This window comes from Rarobacter faecitabidus (assembly GCF_006716265.1).
GTDB classification, from domain to species: domain Bacteria; phylum Actinomycetota; class Actinomycetes; order Actinomycetales; family Cellulomonadaceae; genus Rarobacter; species Rarobacter faecitabidus.
Genome location: NZ_VFOS01000001.1, coordinates 1,407,157 through 1,422,889 on the forward strand (window position 1 = coordinate 1,407,157; position 15,733 = coordinate 1,422,889).

The 15,733-nt window shown below is 66.1% G+C and carries 16 protein-coding genes, 1 tRNA gene and 5 pseudogenes; 9 read left to right on the plus strand and 13 right to left on the minus strand.

Annotation, left to right across the window (positions count from 1 at the left end):
• The first annotated feature begins 15 nt into the window (after positions 1 to 15).
• Positions 16 to 990, plus strand: a complete 975-nt coding sequence (locus FB461_RS06220; RefSeq protein WP_142119929.1) for an SRPBCC family protein — start codon at positions 16 to 18, stop codon at positions 988 to 990.
• An 83-nt stretch (positions 991 to 1,073) separates the two neighbouring features.
• Positions 1,074 to 2,144 (plus strand): alpha/beta hydrolase, encoded by a 1,071-nt coding sequence (locus tag FB461_RS06225; RefSeq protein ID WP_142119931.1) that lies wholly within the window; start codon positions 1,074 to 1,076, stop codon positions 2,142 to 2,144.
• Here the strand turns inward: FB461_RS06225 and FB461_RS06230 are convergent.
• Together FB461_RS06230 and trxA are read right to left on the minus strand one after the other, a co-directional pair.
• Positions 2,124 to 2,540, minus strand: a complete 417-nt coding sequence (locus FB461_RS06230; RefSeq protein ID WP_142119933.1) for a Fur family transcriptional regulator — start codon at positions 2,538 to 2,540, stop codon at positions 2,124 to 2,126. The two genes, FB461_RS06225 and FB461_RS06230, sit on opposite strands and share 21 nt — an antisense overlap.
• 37 nt (positions 2,541 to 2,577) lie before the next feature.
• On the minus strand, positions 2,578 to 2,958 hold the full coding sequence (trxA, locus tag FB461_RS06235; RefSeq protein ID WP_142119935.1) for a thioredoxin: 381 nt from the start codon (positions 2,956 to 2,958) through the stop codon (positions 2,578 to 2,580).
• A gap of 222 nt (positions 2,959 to 3,180) precedes the next feature.
• Between trxA and map the strand changes: the two genes are divergently transcribed.
• The 4 genes from map to FB461_RS12280 all read left to right on the plus strand — a co-directional run bounded on the left by map (position 3,181) and on the right by FB461_RS12280 (position 5,430).
• On the plus strand, positions 3,181 to 3,948 hold the full coding sequence (map, locus tag FB461_RS06240; protein WP_142119936.1) for a type I methionyl aminopeptidase: 768 nt from the start codon (positions 3,181 to 3,183) through the stop codon (positions 3,946 to 3,948).
• Positions 3,949 to 4,117: 169 nt separating this feature from the next.
• On the plus strand, positions 4,118 to 4,720 hold the full coding sequence (gene orn, locus FB461_RS06245) for an oligoribonuclease (protein ID WP_142120851.1): 603 nt from the start codon (positions 4,118 to 4,120) through the stop codon (positions 4,718 to 4,720).
• Positions 4,721 to 4,810: 90 nt separating this feature from the next.
• Positions 4,811 to 4,886 (plus strand) — tRNA-His (locus FB461_RS06250).
• A gap of 307 nt (positions 4,887 to 5,193) precedes the next feature.
• The gene (locus FB461_RS12280; RefSeq protein ID WP_246046046.1) at positions 5,194 to 5,430 is read left to right on the plus strand and encodes a hypothetical protein; all 237 of its coding nucleotides are present in this window, start codon (positions 5,194 to 5,196) and stop codon (positions 5,428 to 5,430) included.
• 78 nt (positions 5,431 to 5,508) lie between these two features.
• On the opposite strand, the pseudogene FB461_RS12285 reads toward FB461_RS12280, so the two are convergent.
• From FB461_RS12285 to arsM, 8 genes and pseudogenes are all read right to left on the minus strand, one after another.
• Positions 5,509 to 5,640 (minus strand): annotated as a pseudogene (locus FB461_RS12285) (recombinase zinc ribbon domain-containing protein); the annotation flags it as partial.
• Positions 5,622 to 6,125, minus strand: a complete 504-nt coding sequence (locus FB461_RS12290; RefSeq protein WP_246046047.1) for a recombinase family protein — start codon at positions 6,123 to 6,125, stop codon at positions 5,622 to 5,624. The pseudogene FB461_RS12285 and the gene FB461_RS12290, both read right to left, overlap by 19 nt.
• Before the next feature lie 40 nt (positions 6,126 to 6,165).
• Positions 6,166 to 6,357: pseudogene (locus FB461_RS06260) on the minus strand (conjugal transfer protein TrbL); the annotation flags it as partial.
• Positions 6,358 to 6,389: 32 nt separating this feature from the next.
• Positions 6,390 to 6,686 carry a DUF6112 family protein gene (locus FB461_RS06265; protein ID WP_425466905.1) on the minus strand — a complete coding sequence of 99 codons (297 nt, stop codon included), beginning with the start codon at positions 6,684 to 6,686 and terminating at the stop codon, positions 6,390 to 6,392.
• 169 nt (positions 6,687 to 6,855) lie between these two features.
• On the minus strand, positions 6,856 to 7,122 hold the full coding sequence (locus tag FB461_RS06270; RefSeq protein WP_142119940.1) for a DUF6112 family protein: 267 nt from the start codon (positions 7,120 to 7,122) through the stop codon (positions 6,856 to 6,858).
• Between the two features lie 129 nt (positions 7,123 to 7,251).
• Entirely contained in the window at positions 7,252 to 7,656 is a 405-nt protein-coding gene (locus tag FB461_RS06275) for an arsenate reductase ArsC (protein WP_142119943.1), read from the minus strand.
• Positions 7,653 to 8,660: an ACR3 family arsenite efflux transporter gene (gene arsB, locus FB461_RS06280; RefSeq protein ID WP_342776125.1), complete on the minus strand. Its 1,008-nt coding sequence runs from the start codon at positions 8,658 to 8,660 to the stop codon at positions 7,653 to 7,655. Before arsB ends, FB461_RS06275 begins: the two co-directional genes overlap by 4 nt.
• A 101-nt stretch (positions 8,661 to 8,761) precedes the next feature.
• The gene (arsM, locus tag FB461_RS06285) at positions 8,762 to 9,625 is read right to left on the minus strand and encodes an arsenite methyltransferase (protein ID WP_142119945.1); all 864 of its coding nucleotides are present in this window, start codon (positions 9,623 to 9,625) and stop codon (positions 8,762 to 8,764) included.
• 91 nt (positions 9,626 to 9,716) lie between these two features.
• Between arsM and FB461_RS06290 the strand changes: the two genes are divergently transcribed.
• Positions 9,717 to 10,097, plus strand: a complete 381-nt coding sequence (locus tag FB461_RS06290) for an ArsR/SmtB family transcription factor (protein ID WP_142119947.1) — start codon at positions 9,717 to 9,719, stop codon at positions 10,095 to 10,097.
• A 55-nt stretch (positions 10,098 to 10,152) separates the two neighbouring features.
• On the opposite strand, the pseudogene FB461_RS06295 reads toward FB461_RS06290, so the two are convergent.
• Together FB461_RS06295 and FB461_RS06300 are read right to left on the minus strand one after the other, a co-directional pair.
• Positions 10,153 to 11,304: pseudogene (locus tag FB461_RS06295) on the minus strand (M23 family metallopeptidase); the annotation flags it as partial.
• Positions 11,223 to 11,570: pseudogene (locus FB461_RS06300) on the minus strand (bifunctional DNA primase/polymerase); the annotation flags it as partial. The pseudogenes FB461_RS06300 and FB461_RS06295, both read right to left, overlap by 82 nt.
• Before the next feature lie 61 nt (positions 11,571 to 11,631).
• Here FB461_RS06300 and FB461_RS06305 point away from each other — a divergent pair.
• Positions 11,632 to 11,778 (plus strand): annotated as a pseudogene (locus tag FB461_RS06305) (IS256 family transposase); the annotation flags it as partial.
• Positions 11,779 to 12,544: 766 nt separating this feature from the next.
• Here the strand turns inward: FB461_RS06305 and FB461_RS06315 are convergent.
• Positions 12,545 to 13,450: an ATP-grasp domain-containing protein gene (locus FB461_RS06315; RefSeq protein ID WP_142119949.1), complete on the minus strand. Its 906-nt coding sequence runs from the start codon at positions 13,448 to 13,450 to the stop codon at positions 12,545 to 12,547.
• Positions 13,451 to 13,495: 45 nt separating this feature from the next.
• Here FB461_RS06315 and FB461_RS06320 point away from each other — a divergent pair, with 45 nt between their 5' ends.
• Positions 13,496 to 15,706, plus strand: coding sequence for a S9 family peptidase (locus FB461_RS06320; protein WP_425466886.1), 2,211 nt, complete (start codon positions 13,496 to 13,498; stop codon positions 15,704 to 15,706).
• The last annotated feature ends 27 nt before the right edge of the window (positions 15,707 to 15,733 follow it).

Here is a 15,733-nt window from a genome sequence, read left to right on the forward strand (position 1 = left end):
CGAAAGGCAAGTTCCATGCCCATCACGTCCGTCACCAAAGACCCCGAGAAAGTTACCCTGACCGTCGTCGCCGATTTCGCCGTGCCGGTCACCCGCCTATGGGACGCCTACGTCGACCCGCGCCAGATCGAGAAGTTCTGGGGTCCCCCGCAGTGGCCCGCCACCTTCACCCGCCACGACGTTGCCCCCGGCGGCCGCTCCGACTACTACATGACGGGACCCGACGGCGAGGAATCACACGGCTACTGGAAGTTCCTCACGGTCACCGACGGCGAGTCCTTCGAGGTCGAGGACGGCTTCGCGACCAATGACGGCGAGCCGAAGACCGACATGCCCTCCATGCGGATGACGTTCTCCTTCGAGGCGACCCCGCAGGGATCGCGCCTGACCACCATCACCTATTTCAACTCCGCCGAGGAACTCGAGAAGCTGCTGGCGATGGGCATGCAGGAAGGCATGACCGCCGCCATGGGGCAGATCGACGACATCCTGGCCGATCTCACCTCATACGCCGCCTCGCTGGCCACCTCACATCAGCTACTCAGCGACACAAAGGTGCGTATCTCGCGCATCATTCGCGGGAGCGTCGAGCAGATCTGGAAGGCACACCACGAGCCCGCGCTCCTGCGGCGCTGGCTGAAGGGCCCTGACGGTTGGGAAATGAGCGACTGTCAGGTCGCGACCACGCCGGGCGAGCACTACCGCTACGCCTGGCGGCAAGAAGGGGGTAACGCCGGTTTCGCGCTCATCGGTGAGCTGCTGGCCGCCGAACCGCCCTACCGAGCGGTCACCACGGAGTCGATGGAGGGCGCCCCCGGGCCCGCCACGCTCAATGAACTGACCCTCGCACCGGTTTCCGAGGGCACGCTTCTGACGTTCGTCATCACGTACGACAACGCTGAGATGCGCGACATGATCCTCGACACCGGAATGGTGTCGGGCATGGAGGCGAGCTACGCCCGCCTGGAGTCCGAGGTCCTGGGCTCCTAACCCGGCGGAATCCTGGGCAGGGACGAGCCCTCCGTCGCGACGGGGCGCTCGTCCCTGCCCCATTCAATGCCACACTAGAGCTCATGGACGCTCACCCGCCCTATGTCTGGGAGCCGGATTTCCTCGGGGACGGCTACGAGTCGCTGGTCATGCCCCTCGGCGAGGACGATGAGGGCCCGGTCGTCGCCACGCTCGTTCGGCACCTGCCTGCGGCAACTCCGCGGCGGGGACTCCGCCAGCTTCCGCGCGAGTTGGAGGACGTGGACGTTCTGTATGTCCACGGCTGGTCCGACTATTTTTTCCAGACGCCGCTGGCGGAATTCTTCACCAAGCGGGGCGCCCGCTTCTTCGCGCTCGACCTGCGCAAGTACGGCCGTAGCCTGCTCGCAGGGCAAACCCCGGGATTCATCACCGATCTGGCCACATACGACGACGACATCGAGGCAGCGCTCACCGAGATTCGCCGATCGGATCCAACTCTCGAGGGTCGGCGCCGCCTGTTTCTGCTCGGGCATTCCACGGGAGGTCTCATCTTCAGCCTCTGGGCTGCCAGGCACCCGGGCGCCGCCGACGGCCTGATCCTGAACTCGCCGTGGCTCGAATTCCAGCTCAGTTCAGTGGTCCGGGCCGCCATCACGCCGCTGGTCGGCCTCCAGGCCGCGATACGCCCGCAGGACACCGCCCCCAATGTCGACTTCGGGTTCTACGCGCGCGCGGTGCGAGAATGCGCGGATCCCTCTCAGCCCATGACGATCAACGAGGAGTGGCGCCCGGATCACACCATGCCGGTCAGGTCGGGATGGCTCAACGCCATCCTCGCCGGACACGCGCAGGTGCAGGGTGGGCTCAATATCCGGGTGCCGATCTGCGTCCTTTTGTCCGCGCGCTCCGCGGTGCCCACCAGGTGGTCCGACGCGCTGACCCGGGCGGACAGCGTCCTCACCGTGGACGAGATCGCCCGCGCCGCGTTGAAACTCGGCAGTTCGGTGAACATCGAACGGATCGACGGCGCGCTGCACGATGTCTTCTTGTCGCACCACGACGCGCGAATGGACGCGTACCGGCGAATCGACCGCTGGTTCGCGGGACGATCGGACCGGCGGTGGCTGCGAAGCGAGGAACGGTCCTCGACGCTATTCGGCGTGGGCCGCTAGTCCCTGGCAGTCGCGGCAACGACCGAACACGTCAAGGACGTGCCGCACCGGCGTAAACCCATTCTCGGCGCAGACCTGCTCGACCCACGATTCCATCGGCGGGTCGATCTCGATGGTGGCACCGCAATCGACGCAGATCAGGTGATGGTGGTGGCCATCGGCGTCCTCACACGCTCGGAACAGCTGAGTGCCATCCTCTGTGTGGATCGAATCGGCCTCGTCCGACCGCACCATGTCGGCAAGCGCACGGTAAACGGTGGCGAGCCCTACGGTCTCCCCCGCCGCGCGCATGCTGGCGTGCAAATCCTGGGCGGACACGAAGCCGGGCTGATGACCGAGCGCCGTTCGCACGGCGGTGCGCTGCCGGGTGTTGCGCTGTGGCGCAGTCTTCGTCATTTCGGCTCCCGCCATCGTCCCCCTCCGGGCCCGCCGGTCAGGAACCGGAGTTGCTCGCTGCCTGCTCTGCGGCGATGCTCGCGTGGACCTCTTCCATGTTCAGGTCCTTGATCGATCCGATCAGTTCCTCGAGCTGGGGTGCGCGGAGCGCTCCAGGCTGGGAGAAGACAAGGACTCCCTCGCGGAACGCCATGATGGTCGGGATCGAGGTGATTCCCGCGGCCGCGGCGAGTTCCTGCTGCGCCTCAGTGTCGAGCTTGCCGAAGACGACGTCCTGGTGCTGCTCCGACGACGCCTCGAAGACGGGACCGAAGCCGCGGCACGGCGCGCACCACTCCGCCCAGAAGTCGACGAGCACGATGTCGTTATCGCGAACGGTGTCGCTGAAGTTCTCTTTGGTGATCTCAATGGTCGACATGCAGTTCCCTTACCCCTTATCGCGCGCGTTGCGCTGCACAGTTCTTGTCCTTCACGCTGCATAACACTCTAGCGAGGGTATTTAATCCGCGAAGACCTTGTTCACGAATCACTCACGGTGCCCGGGTGCCCGGCGGGGAATGAGGCGTGCGGCAGCCGTCCCCGCACGCCGGATTCAGCTCCCTTTTCATCGCCTGCTGCCCGCGCAGGTAGGGTTGTCGGCATGGTTGACCTGAAAACGCCAAGCGAAATCGCGGGCATGCGCGAGGCAGGGCGCGTGGTGGCACGCGCCCTCGATGCGATGCACAGGGTGAGCGCGCCGGGGGTATCGCTGCTCGACTTGGACGAGGCCGCCCGCGAAGTCCTGAAGTCCGCTGGCGCCACGTCCCCGTTCCTGGGATACCACCCCAATTGGGCGCCGTCTCCGTTCCCGGGCGTGGTTTGCGCTTCGGTCAACGACGCGATCGTGCATGGCGTTCCGACGAAGCAGGTGCTCGCTGACGGAGACCTCGTGTCACTCGATTTCGGGGCCGTGCTCGATGGCTGGTGCGGCGATTCGGCGATCAGTTTCATCGTCGGAGACGGGTCCGCCGAGGACCTAGCGCTGATCGATGCCACCCGGCAGGCACTCGCTGACGGCATAGCGGCCGCGCAGGTCGGCGGCCACATCGGCGACATCGGCCACGCGGTCAATGCCGTTGCCCGCCGGGGACGGTTCGGCAATCTGCCTGATCACGGCGGCCACGGCATTGGGCGCGAAATGCACATGGATCCGTTCGTCCCGAACGAGGGCCGCCGCGGCAAGGGCTTGAAGTTGGCTCCGGGCCTCACCATCGCTATCGAGCCGATGTTCATCGCCGGCCGAAACGCGAACTACACCTATGACGACGACGGCTGGACCATCCGTTCCGCCACCGGCCGCCGCGCCGCGCACTTCGAGCACACCATTGCCGTCACCGAGGATGGCCCGGTCATCCTCACGGCATTGTGACGCCCAGCGCTGTGATATCCAGCATCGCGGCCTCGCTTGGCGCCGATGGCCCCTGTAACGAAATCTCCGACCTGACGCGTCAGGTGGGGTACCCCCAATCAGCGATAGGCTAAACAGCGTGTCAAACAACCAAGCCCCCGCTGGCCGCATCGTCTGGATCGACTGCGAGATGACCGGCCTCGATCTTGAGTCGGATGCCCTCATTGAGGTGGCTGCCGTCGTGACCGAGTCGGATCTGACTCCGCTTGACCGAGGCATCGACGTGGTCATCAAGCCGCCCGCCGCGGCGGTGGAGAACATGGGCGACTTCGTGCGCAACATGCACACCACGTCCGGGCTGATCACGGAGCTGGATGGCGGGCTGTCCCTGGCCGAGGCCGAGCGGCAGGTCCTCGAATACGTGAAGCAGTGGGTGCCAGACGCACGCAAGGCTCCGTTGGCGGGTAACTCCGTCGGTACCGACAAGGCGTTCCTGGAGCGCGACTTCCCGCTCCTGTCCGAGCACCTGCACTACCGGATCATCGATGTCTCGTCCATCAAGGAGCTCGCGCGCCGCTGGTACCCGCGGGTCTACTTCGCCTCGCCGGAGAAGCACGGTGGCCACCGTGCGCTCGCCGACATCCTCGAAAGCATCGATGAGCTGCGCTACTACCGTGCCGCGCTGTTCCCGTCGGATGCCGGACCTGACTCCAACACGGCACGTTCGATCGCTTCAATGATCGCCGCGGGGTCCTATTCGGGCACGATCACCGCCGGCAAGGCCCAGCGGTAAGGACGATTCGGCAATTCGCGGATGACCGGCTAGAATCGTCTGCGGCCCACTGCGGTGGGAAGTCCTTCCGCCTCATGCGGAACGGCGATGGTGGCTATAGCTCAGTTGGTAGAGCACCGCGTTGTGGTCGCGGGGGTCGCGGGTTCGAGTCCCGTTAGCCACCCCAAATGGGAGAGGGTCAAACCCTCGACAAGAGTCACCACTCTTTGTCCGGGTTGAACCTCTCCCTTCTTTTTCGCGTCAGCCGCCCAGTTGAGTGCGTTCATCTGCTCCTCCGTGTCGCAGAGTGACCCGAAGGGTCGCTCGTACTCGACCCACACATCCCCGTCTTCCTCGATGAAGATCCGATGGAAGAACGCCTGGTTACACAGCCGCCGGTTTGCGTCATCGGCGCGCTGGTACACACTCACTATGTTGGCGAGCAGCCCGAGCGAATCATCGAGGTTCGCCCGTGCTGACGCATACTCGTCGTGATGCGCTTCAAGCCGGTGTTGAATGTCACCGATCTGGTTCGCGATGCGATCTTGCTCCTGCTTCAACAGGTCGATCGGCACCGCCCGCGCATAGTGAGCCTGCAACAGCTTCATTCGCTCATCATCGAGACGGTCGCGCTCGCCCGTCAGCCGCGAAAGCTCTTTCGTCTCATTCGCCATGAGCAGGTCGAAGTCGGCGTGGATCTTCCCGGCAAGGTCCTGCCGCAGAGCGGGTGACACCTCGATCATCTCGTAGTACTTCTCGATGAGCCGCTCGACATCTTCGATGAGCATCGCCTGCCGGGTGCACTCGGTCTTTCCCGAGTGCCTTCCCGAGCACACGAAATACGGGTAGATGTTCCCGTGCCGGTTCTTCGCATTGTTGATAATCAGGCGTTCGCCGCACTGGCCGCAATAGACCGAGCCCTTCAAGTAGTGGTCATGCACTTGGGTCGCGTCAGCAGCTGACTTGTCACCGCTTGCACCTGATACCAGACCTCTTTCGGCACGATCGCTTCGTGGCTGCCCTTGTAGGTTGCGCCTTTGAACCTCACATCGCCCTTGTAGTACGGGTTCGACAGCAACCGGTGCAGGGTTGAGATCGCTATCGGCTTCGAGGGGCGCTTCGGTGTCGGCAGGGTGGTGAGCCCACGGGCGATCAGTTCGCGATGGATCTGAGAGAGCTGCCACCTGCCGGATGCGTACACCTGGAACGCCCACGTAATGTGCGGCGCACGCTCTTCGTCGACTTGTACGGTGCGGTTCTCGCGGCCGCGCTCGTCGCGCACACCCGCATTCACATAGCCGATCGGTGCTCGATTCGTGGTGCCACCCTGCGCGGCCTTTTGAGTGAGCCCCTTCACTGTTTCGGTAGCGAGGTTGCGTGAGTAGAACTCGGCGATCGAGGACATGATGCCGTGCAGCAGACCCAAATCGAATGAGCTGAGTCTCTAACAAACCCAGGGCGCTTCAGATGTAGCCAGGCTTGGTGACATCCACCAGCGTCGTGGTGTCGAACACCGACCAAATCGCCTCGAACACCCACCCCGCGGCGGCACCCATCGCCTGGGCGAGCCAATCGAACGGGGCCGCCACCAGAGAAGCGGCCCCTTCGCCGACGGCATCGCAGACCGAGGAGATCACGGGAACGTCGCACACACCCATCACGAACACCAGCACTCTCGACGACAGGCGGGTCAGACGGACTGGCCGACGTTCCAGAAGAAGTTGACGAGCGTGACGCTCGCACCGCATATCACCGCTGCGCCGCAGGAGACGAGGACGCCGATCTTCCCGCGCGAGGCGAGGTGCGGGTTGGAGGAGTGAGCGCCGAAGCCCCATACGATCGCGGACACGATTAGCGCGAGCACGGACAGGATGAGGCCGATGGTCATCACCGCGCCGACGATGGTACGGAGCTGGTTGATCCCCGGCAACCCGTTGGTGTTGGGGTCGATGTTGATGTCCATCGGCACCAGCAGCGGCGCGGACATGACGTTGGCGAGCAGATCGAACACGGTGAGTCTCCTTGGCGACGGGCGGCCCGCCCACGAACTCGCAGACGGGGTACACGCCACAGGTGCACCCCGTGACCCCCCGAAGCGGAGACGACGATGCCCACGTCGGCGAGGACGTGGGCATCAAGCTCAGAGATGTTCGACGTCAGAGCTGTTGGCCGAGGTTGAGGAGCCAGTTCATCCAGGCGACGCCGCCTCCGGCGAGGACGGCGGCACCGACGGAGACGAGGACACCGATGCGGCCTTTGCTGGCGGTCGTGTAGTTACCGTGGGCCGTCGCGATCGCCCAGACGATCGCCGAGACGATCAGCATGAGGACGGCGACGATCAGGACGAATGTCAGGAGCGCACCGACCACGGCACGGAGGTCACCGATGCCGCCGAGCCCGTCGAAGTCGGGAAAGACACCCATCGCCGATCACCTCACCAGCGAAGTCGGATGATCGAAGTGCCGGGGTTCTGGGTTTCGGTGGAGCCGGGTGAGTGGTGCGCGCTTCATGCTGTGCAGGTGCGTCGGGCGCTCCTGGGACGGCGGGCTGGGTCAGGTGAGTTGGGTGATGAGGTCGCGGATGCGGGCCTCGATTTCGTTCCGGATCGGTCGGACGGCCTCGATGCCCTGTCCGGCGGGGTCGTCGAGCTGCCAGTCTTCGTAGCGTTTGCCGGGGAAGATCGGGCAGGTGTCGCCGCAGCCCATCGTGATGACGACATCGGCTGTTCTCACGGCGTCGGTGGTGAGGAGCTTGGGGCGCTCGGCGGTGATATCGACGCCGACCTCGCGCATGGCGTCGATGACGGCGGGGTTGAGTTGGTCGGCGGGTTCGGACCCGGCGGAGCGAACCTCGATCTGGTCCCCAGCCAGGTGAGTGAGGAGGCCGGCGGCCATTTGGGAACGGCCGGCGTTGTGGACGCAGACGAACAGGACGGTCGGCTTGGGCGTGGTGGTCATCGTGGGCTCGTTTCGGGTTGGTAGGGGTCGGTGTGGAACCAGCGTCTGGCCGCCCATAGGGAGACGTAGACGAGGGCGACGAGGACGGGGACTTCGATGAGGGGGCCGACCACGCCGGCGAGGGCTTGGCCGGAGGTGGCGCCGAAGGTGCCGATCGCGACGGCGATGGCGAGTTCGAAGTTGTTGCCTGCGGCGGTGAACGCGAGGGTTGTGGAGCGGGCGTAGCCGAGGCCGAGGCTCTTGCCGAGTAGCAGTCCGGTGAACCACATGAGGGCGAAGTAGACCAGCAACGGCAGCGCGATCCGGGCCACATCGAGCGGGTTCGATGTGATCGCTTCGCCTTGGAGTGCGAACAGCAGCACGATGGTGAACAGCAGTCCGTAGAGCGCCCAGGGTCCGATGCGCGGGAGGAACGTGTCCTCATACCAGGCCCGGTCTCGGCGGTGCTCGCCGATCCAGCGGGAGGCGAACCCGGCGATGAGCGGGATGCCGAGGAAGACCAGGACGTTGAGCGCGATCTTGGCGACCGACACGTCGAGGCCCTGGGTGTCGAGGCCGAGCCATCCGGGGAGGACGGTGAGGTAGAACCAGCCGAGGAACGAGAACGCGATGACTTGGAAGATCGAGTTGATCGCAACGAGCACGGCGGTGGCTTCGCGGTCGCCGCAGGCGAGGTCGTTCCAGATCACGACCATCGCGATGCAGCGGGCGAGGCCGACGATGATGAGTCCGGTGCGGTATTCGGCCAGGTCGGGCAGGAACACCCAGGCGAGGGCGAACATCACCGCCGGGCCGACCAGCCAGTTCAGCACCAGCGACGACACCAGGAGCTTCTTGTCGCCGGTGACGGCGGCCACCTTGTCGTAGCGGACATTCGCCAGCACCGGATACATCATCACCAGCAGACCCAGGCCGATCGGCACCGAGATGCCGGCCACCTCCATGCGGGTGAGCACGTCGGCCAGGGCGGGGATGAAGCGGCCGAGCAGGAGCCCGGCGATCATCGCGAGGCCGATCCAGGCCGGCAGCCATCGGTCGAGCGTCGACAACCGCCGCACCCCGACGACGGCCGGGGCCGTCGCTGTGCTCACGCCGTTTGCGCTGGTCACGCGGCGGGTTTGGTGGCGCGGATGATCGCCGAGTGCATGCCGTTGGCGGCTTCATGGGTGAACTCCACGCTCGCGTCGGTGAACCCGACTGCAGCGAGCCCGTCGATGTATTCGCTCTTGGAGAGGGCTCCGGCGATGCAGCCGACGTAGGAGCCGCGCTCGGCGCGCTGCTCGGGGGTGAGGTGGTCTTCGGCGACGACATCGGAGACCCCGATCCGTCCGCCGGGGGTCAGGACGCGGAACATCTCGGCGAGCACGGCGGGCTTGTCGGTGGAGAGGTTGATGACGCAGTTGGAGATCACCACGTCCACCGAGCCATCGGGCAGGGGCACGTTCTCGATGGTGCCCTTCAGGAACTCGACGTTGGTGGCTTCGGCTTTGGCCGCGTTCTCGCGGGCGAGGTCCAGCATCTCGTCGGTCATGTCCACCCCGTAGGCGAACCCCGTGGGGCCGACCCGCTTGGCGGAAAGCAGCACGTCGATGCCGCCGCCGGAGCCGAGGTCGAGGACTCGCTCGCCCTCGTGCAGCTCGGCCACGGCGGTCGGGTTCCCGCAGCCCAGGCTCGCTTCGACCGCCTCGATCGGCAGCCCGGCGGTGGTCGCGGCGTCGTAGAGGCCCGCGCCGAAGCTCCGCTCCGCCGCGCTTGTGTCGCCGCAGCACGACGACTCGGCCTGCTCAATCTTCGGCGTTACCGCGCCCTGTCCGTCGGGTGTACCACCACAACACGACGTACTCCGAAAGCCATCCTCGACCAGCAGGTCCGCGTTGCGGGTGCCCGCCTTGACCGCAGTCGCGGCTCCGGCGTAGCGGGCGCGAACCTGCTCCCGCAGCTCGGCTGTGTCGGTGGTGTTCTCGGTCATGGCGTGCTCCGTTCGTGTCGGATGGATCAAGTCATATTGATGATGGTCGATGCATCGACAGATGTCAATACGTGGGGGTAGAGTGGGCACCATGACGACTTTGCTGCCTCTGCTGACCACGGATGCGTCCGGGTGCTGTGCGCCGGTTACCGCGGGCGTGATGGACGTGGAGGACGCGCAGCGGCTGGCGCGGGTGTTCAAGGCGTTGGGCGATCCGACCAGGGTGCGGCTGCTGTCGATGATCGCCACACAGTCCGGCGGCGAGTCATGTGTGTGCGACCTGACCGAGCCAGTCGGCCTGTCCCAGCCCACCGTGTCGCATCACATGAAGCAGCTCGTCGACGCCGGCCTGGTCACCCGTGAGCAGCGCGGCAGGTGGGCCTACTACACGCTCGTCCCTGAGACGCTGGCGATGCTCTCCGGCGTGCTCGATCCGCAGGCGTCGCGCGCTGGTACCGGTTCGTCCTGCTGAGTCACCGAACGTTGCAGTGGCGTAAGGAATCCTGCGCTAGACGCAATTTCCGACATTACGGCCCGACTGTGACGTGGAGGTGGTCGTAGTGGCCTCCGGTGATGGAGGTGGGGTCGTGCATGCCTCCGCCGTTGTAGGGTCGCCAGCCCTGGGCGTCGCGGGCGGCGGACCAGATTTGGCCTTGCCAGATCAGGTACTCGACGCCGAGCACGTCGGAGTTGTCCTTCATCCAGTTGGTGGCCTTCCAGCCGACGTCGAGCTGGGCCGGGGTGGGTCGCTGGCCGATGCGGTTGCCGAAGGTGATGTCGCACGCTCTGCCGAGGGGATGCTCGGACTTGGTGCCGGGGCGCGGTGAGTAGCAGCCCCAGCCGGTGTCTGGGAACGCGGCGAGGGTCTGCTGGTAGAGGTGGAGCATGCGGGCGGTGATCTTGCCCGAGCTGGTGGGATCGTCGACGAGCCGGTCGGGGTCTCCATCGACGCCGGTCGGCGCACCGGCGGTGGTGTTGTTGCAGGAGGCGGGTGATCCGCTGGTCGCCGTGGGCAGGTTCGCGGCCCCGTGCTGGTTGAGCCAGGCGGCGGCGTCGATGGCCTCGCCGTTCGTGCCGCCGGGGCGGACCTCGAAGTGCAGATGTGCGCCGGTGGACATGCCCGAGGAGCCGACATCGCCGATGTGCTGCCCGGCGCTCACGCGGTCTCCGCGGCGGACGTGGATGCCGCTCTGCCACATGTGCGCGTAGGCGGTCGCGACGGTCTTGCCGGCGATGGTGTGCTCGATGACGATGAGGCCGCCGTACCCGCCGGAGACCTCCGCGACGGTGACGGTGCCGTCCGCGGCGGCGAGGATCGGGGTGCCGTCGGGCGCGGCGAAGTCGGTGCCAGTGTGCATCTTCCGCTCGCCCGTGATCGGGTGCACCCACATCCCGAACGGCGAGGACAGCACCCAGGTGCCCTCGGGCAGCGGGAACACCACCCGCGACGACAAGACCGCCGGGCCACCCGCGCCGCCAGCGGCACTGCCGCCTGTGGTGAGGGCAGCGGGGATGCTGTCTGCGGCGGGCGCGTAGTTGCGGTAACGGTCGGGGTAGGCGGACACTTCGACGGCTCAGGCGGCTTCGCCGAGGTCCATCTGTTGCCAGCCGGGGATATCGAGCAGGCCGCGCGGTGAGGGGTAGTTCGGGACGGTCGGCCCGCCGAAGAACGCTCGCGCACATCGACATCGACGACGACCACGCCCGATGCCGCGCCTGTCGGGATGCCGATGTTCGCGTCCGGTGTACGCGACCACCACTCGGCAACTTGCTCCGGCTCGCTGCTCGCGTCGAGGAACCCACGGCGAGTCAGCGGACGCTTCCCCTCGACGAGGCACGGGAACACAGGCACGCCAGCCGTCGCGAGGCTCCGCGCCGCGAGCCCCAGGCTCGGCGAACGATCCACGCGAATCAGCGCAGCAAGGACATCGAACGGCTCGGGCATCACAAAGCCCGCGCCGCGAGCTCCGGCACCGGCGCGCCGTGCGGGCGATCCGCCTTGTCGGGCAGTCCTTGCTGAGCAGACCGATGAATGGGCCGAAGGACGCCGCTACCTCGGCCTCGACATCCTCGCCAAAAGTCGTCTCACGCTCGTCCCCGATACCAGCAGCAAGGAGGTACCCGACCAAACCGTCCTCGAACTCAGCCCCTAACCAAGATCACCAGTCGAAGGATCACCGACCGCTACACCACCATCCGGGACTAGACCGACCACGTACGTCTAGCACGAAGCAAGAACCAAAATAGGCCCCGCAATCTGAGACGGGACAAAGTGGCGAGTCAATTCCGGATCACGACCTGCGCCCGGACCAAGGATGTGCGGACAGCCTTGCGGACCACTCCCATGCGGCGGGAGATCGCCCGTATCGAGACACCGTCCCGGTAGAACCTGGCGGCTTCGGCCTGCTCATGAACACCCAAGCCCGTAGGGTCCGACGACGTTGGTGCGCGAACACCGTCGCCCGGTGAATCCCGTATCGCTCGGCCAACTCCTGGGCGCCTGCTCCTGCGAGGTAATCGCCGACCAAGCTGTCGATCTCGGCGGCGGTGAGAAAAGTTCGAGTCGTCTCGATTCTCCGCACTATCGGTCCCCGAGCATCCCTCGACGGCGGTCCGAACAGCCTCCGCGACTCCCGGTAAGCACCGCGATACCACCGTGTTACCAGGCTTTCGTTCGAGGGGGAAAGTTTGCGAACTTTTCACGTAGGGACCCTGATGCGATGTGCCGCAACGTCGACTTGTCGGGGTTGCGGCATATCTCTTTTCTACCCCTATTCGGAGTCGAGTCCACACTGCAGTGCGCAACAACTCCCGGACGCCAGTGCGAAGACCGCCCACCACGCGTACGGGCATCCGCATCGGTCCTCACGGTCCACCCGCGATAGGCTCAGCCTTGACAGACTCAAAACCCGCCGGGGCTCAGCCCAGCCGCGCGAGAATCGCGTCGACGAACTTGTCAAGCGAACCCGGAGCCTGCGCAAAGAACAGCGACGGCTCGGTGAGTTCGAGTTCGAGCAGGTGCGGCTTGTCGTCGTCGCCCGGAAGCATGTCGACGCGGGCGTAGAGCAGACTCTCACGCGGGATGCCGAGGATTGCCGCGGTCTGATCCATGGTCTCCTCCGCGAGCGCGAACTCCTCGGCACTCGCCTCGGCCGCGGTCATGACCTCGCGCTGGTACAGCCCTTTGGCCGGCACGACGTCGCGCTGGAGCATGGCTTCCTTGCGGACGGCGTGGGAGAAATCGCCCTGGATGAAGATCAGGCAGGTCTCACCGACCGTGTCAACGCGCTTGAGATAGCGCTGAACCATGACGTGACGCCCGTCGCGGAGCAAGTCGCGCACGTGCAGAATGGCGTTTCCGCGGGCCTCGGCACTCGACTCGCGGTAGCGGATGGTGTCCTGGGCGCCTGCCGAGATCGTGGGCTTGATGACGTAGTCGCCGAATGCGGGCAACCTGGTGTGGATCGCCTGGCTGGTCAGATGCTTGGCTGGATCTAGCCACAGGGTGTCGATCGTCGTGATGCCGCGATCCCCGAGGTCCTTCAGATACTGCTTGTCGGTGTTCCATTCCAGGACCTCACGCGCATTGACCAGTCGCGGAACGCGCGCCGCCCAGGCGATGAACTCGTCGCGGCGGTGAGCGTAGTCCCAGGTCGAGCGGACGACGACGAGATGGAAGGAGTCCCACTCGACGGCCTCGTCATCCCACACCACGGCCGACGCCTCGACTCCCTTGGCGGCCAGCGCACCGATGAGTGGCTGGTCGTCCCCGTCGAGGTCTGGCAGGTCGGAGCAGGTCACCAGGGCGATCTTCTTCTGCGGCATTTCTCCATCTTAGAGGTCGCGAACGTATGGCGTACCGTGGGCAACGTGAGTACTGAGGACCCCATCACCGACTTCTCCCCCAAGCCCCACGCAGACGGCGATCCCGTGACGCCCCCGCGCGCCGCGCGCCGGCCGTCGGTGCGCAAGCATCACGGGGACGAATTCATCGATAACTACGAGTGGCTGCGCGACGCGGATAACCCCGAGACGATCGCGTACATCGAGGCCGAGAACGACTGGACCCGCGCACGCACCGCGCATCTGCAGCCGCTGCGCGAGCAGATCTTCCAGGAGATCAAGGGCCGCACGCTGGAAACGGACATGTCTGTCCCGGGCCGCCGGGGCGACTGGTGGTACTTCGCTCGCACTGAGGAGGGCAAGCAGTACTCTACCCAGTCGCGCGTGCCGGTCACTGGCGACAGCTGGACTCCCCCTGCGGTCGAGCCGGGCCGCATGCTCCCCGGCGAGGAGGTCATCTTCGACGCGAACGCCGAGGCGGACGGACACGACTTCTTCTCGGTCGGGTCGTTCAGCCTCGACGACTCGGCAACGCGGCTCGCCTACGCCACCGACGTCGTCGGCGACGAGCGCTACACGCTGCGCATCCGCGACCTCACGAGCGGCCAGGATCTGGCGGACACGATCGCGAACACCTCCAGCGGCGCGCTCATCACGCCCGACGGCGCGTACGTCTTCTACACGACCGTCGATGACGCCTGGCGGCCCGACCGGGTATGGCGTCACCGCGTCGGCACGGATCCGACTGAGGACGCGCTCGTGTGGCACGAGCCGGACGAGAGGTTCTGGGTCGGCATATCCCTCAGCCGCACGAACCGGTACGTGCTGGTGGAGGCCTCGTCCAAAATCACCTCGGAAACCGCGCTGATCAGCGTGGACGAGCCCACCGGACAACCCGTGATCGTGTGGCCGCGCCGCGATGGCGTCGAATACAGCGTGGAGCACGCGACGTCCGGAGCGCAGGAGTGGCTGCTGATCTGCCACAACATCGACCATGAGGACTTCGCGATCACCCGTACTCCCGTGCCTGCGGGAGTACCGCTTGCTATGGGCGAGGGAGAACTCGTCCTCGCTCCTGAGCCCGGCCAGCGCATCGAGGCCGTGGACGCGTTCGCCACGTTCCTGGCCGTGTCGTACCGGGATCGTGCCGTGCCCGCGGTTGCGCTCCTTGGTGTGGACGAGGCGCTCGGCGCTTCGGCTGAGATCCCGTGGCGGCTCAGTCCGCTGGAATTCGGGGACGAGCTCACCGCCGTCGGAATCGCGGGCGGTGAATTCGACCAGCCGCTGGTTCGAGTGGGGGTGTCGTCGTTCGTTCGCCCGGCCACCGTGCTCGACTACGACGTGGCCGCGCGAACAGCGCACGTGCGCAAGGTGCAGCCAGTCCTCGGCGGGTATGACCCGGACGAGTACGCCCAGGCGCGGCTGTGGGCCACCGCCGACGATGGCACCAAGGTGCCCATCTCGATCGTGTGGCGCAGGGATGCCGTTGCCGTCGACGACGCCGGCGTCCCGCAATCCGCCGCCCCCCTGCGGCTGTACGGGTACGGCGCGTACGAGGCGTCGATCGACCCCGGGCTATCGATTCCGCGCCTGTCCGCACTCGACCGCGGCGTAGTGTTCGCGATCGCGCACGTGCGAGGCGGCGGCGAGCTGGGGCGGCACTGGTACGAGGAGGGCAGGCTCCGCAGCAAGCGGAACACGTTCACCGACTTCATCGCGTGCGCGCGTCACCTGATCGAGCAGGGCTGGACTACGCCGGATCGACTGGTGGCCGAGGGTGGGTCCGCTGGCGGCCTGCTGATCGGGGCCGTGGTGAACCTGGCGCCTGAGCTGTTCGCCGGCGCGGTGGCCGATGTGCCGTTCGTGGACGCACTGACCTCGATCCTGGACCCCTCGCTGCCGCTGACCGTCGTCGAGTGGGACGAGTGGGGCGACCCGCTGCACGACCCCGAGGTGTATCAGTACATGAAGTCGTACTCGCCCTACGAGAACGTGCGCGACGGGGTGAAGTATCCGCGCATCCTCGCGGTCACCTCGCTCCACGACACCCGGGTGCTCTACGTGGAGCCCGCGAAGTGGACCGCGCGCCTGCGGGAAGTCGGCGCCGACGTGCTCCTGAAGACCGAGATGTCGGCCGGTCACGGCGGAGTGTCGGGCCGGTACGCCCAATGGCGCGAGGTCGCATTTGAGCTGGCCTGGACACTCGACGTGCTCGGATCCGCGGAATTGCGCGGTTAACGGCAACGATTTGGAAGTGCGGTGAGG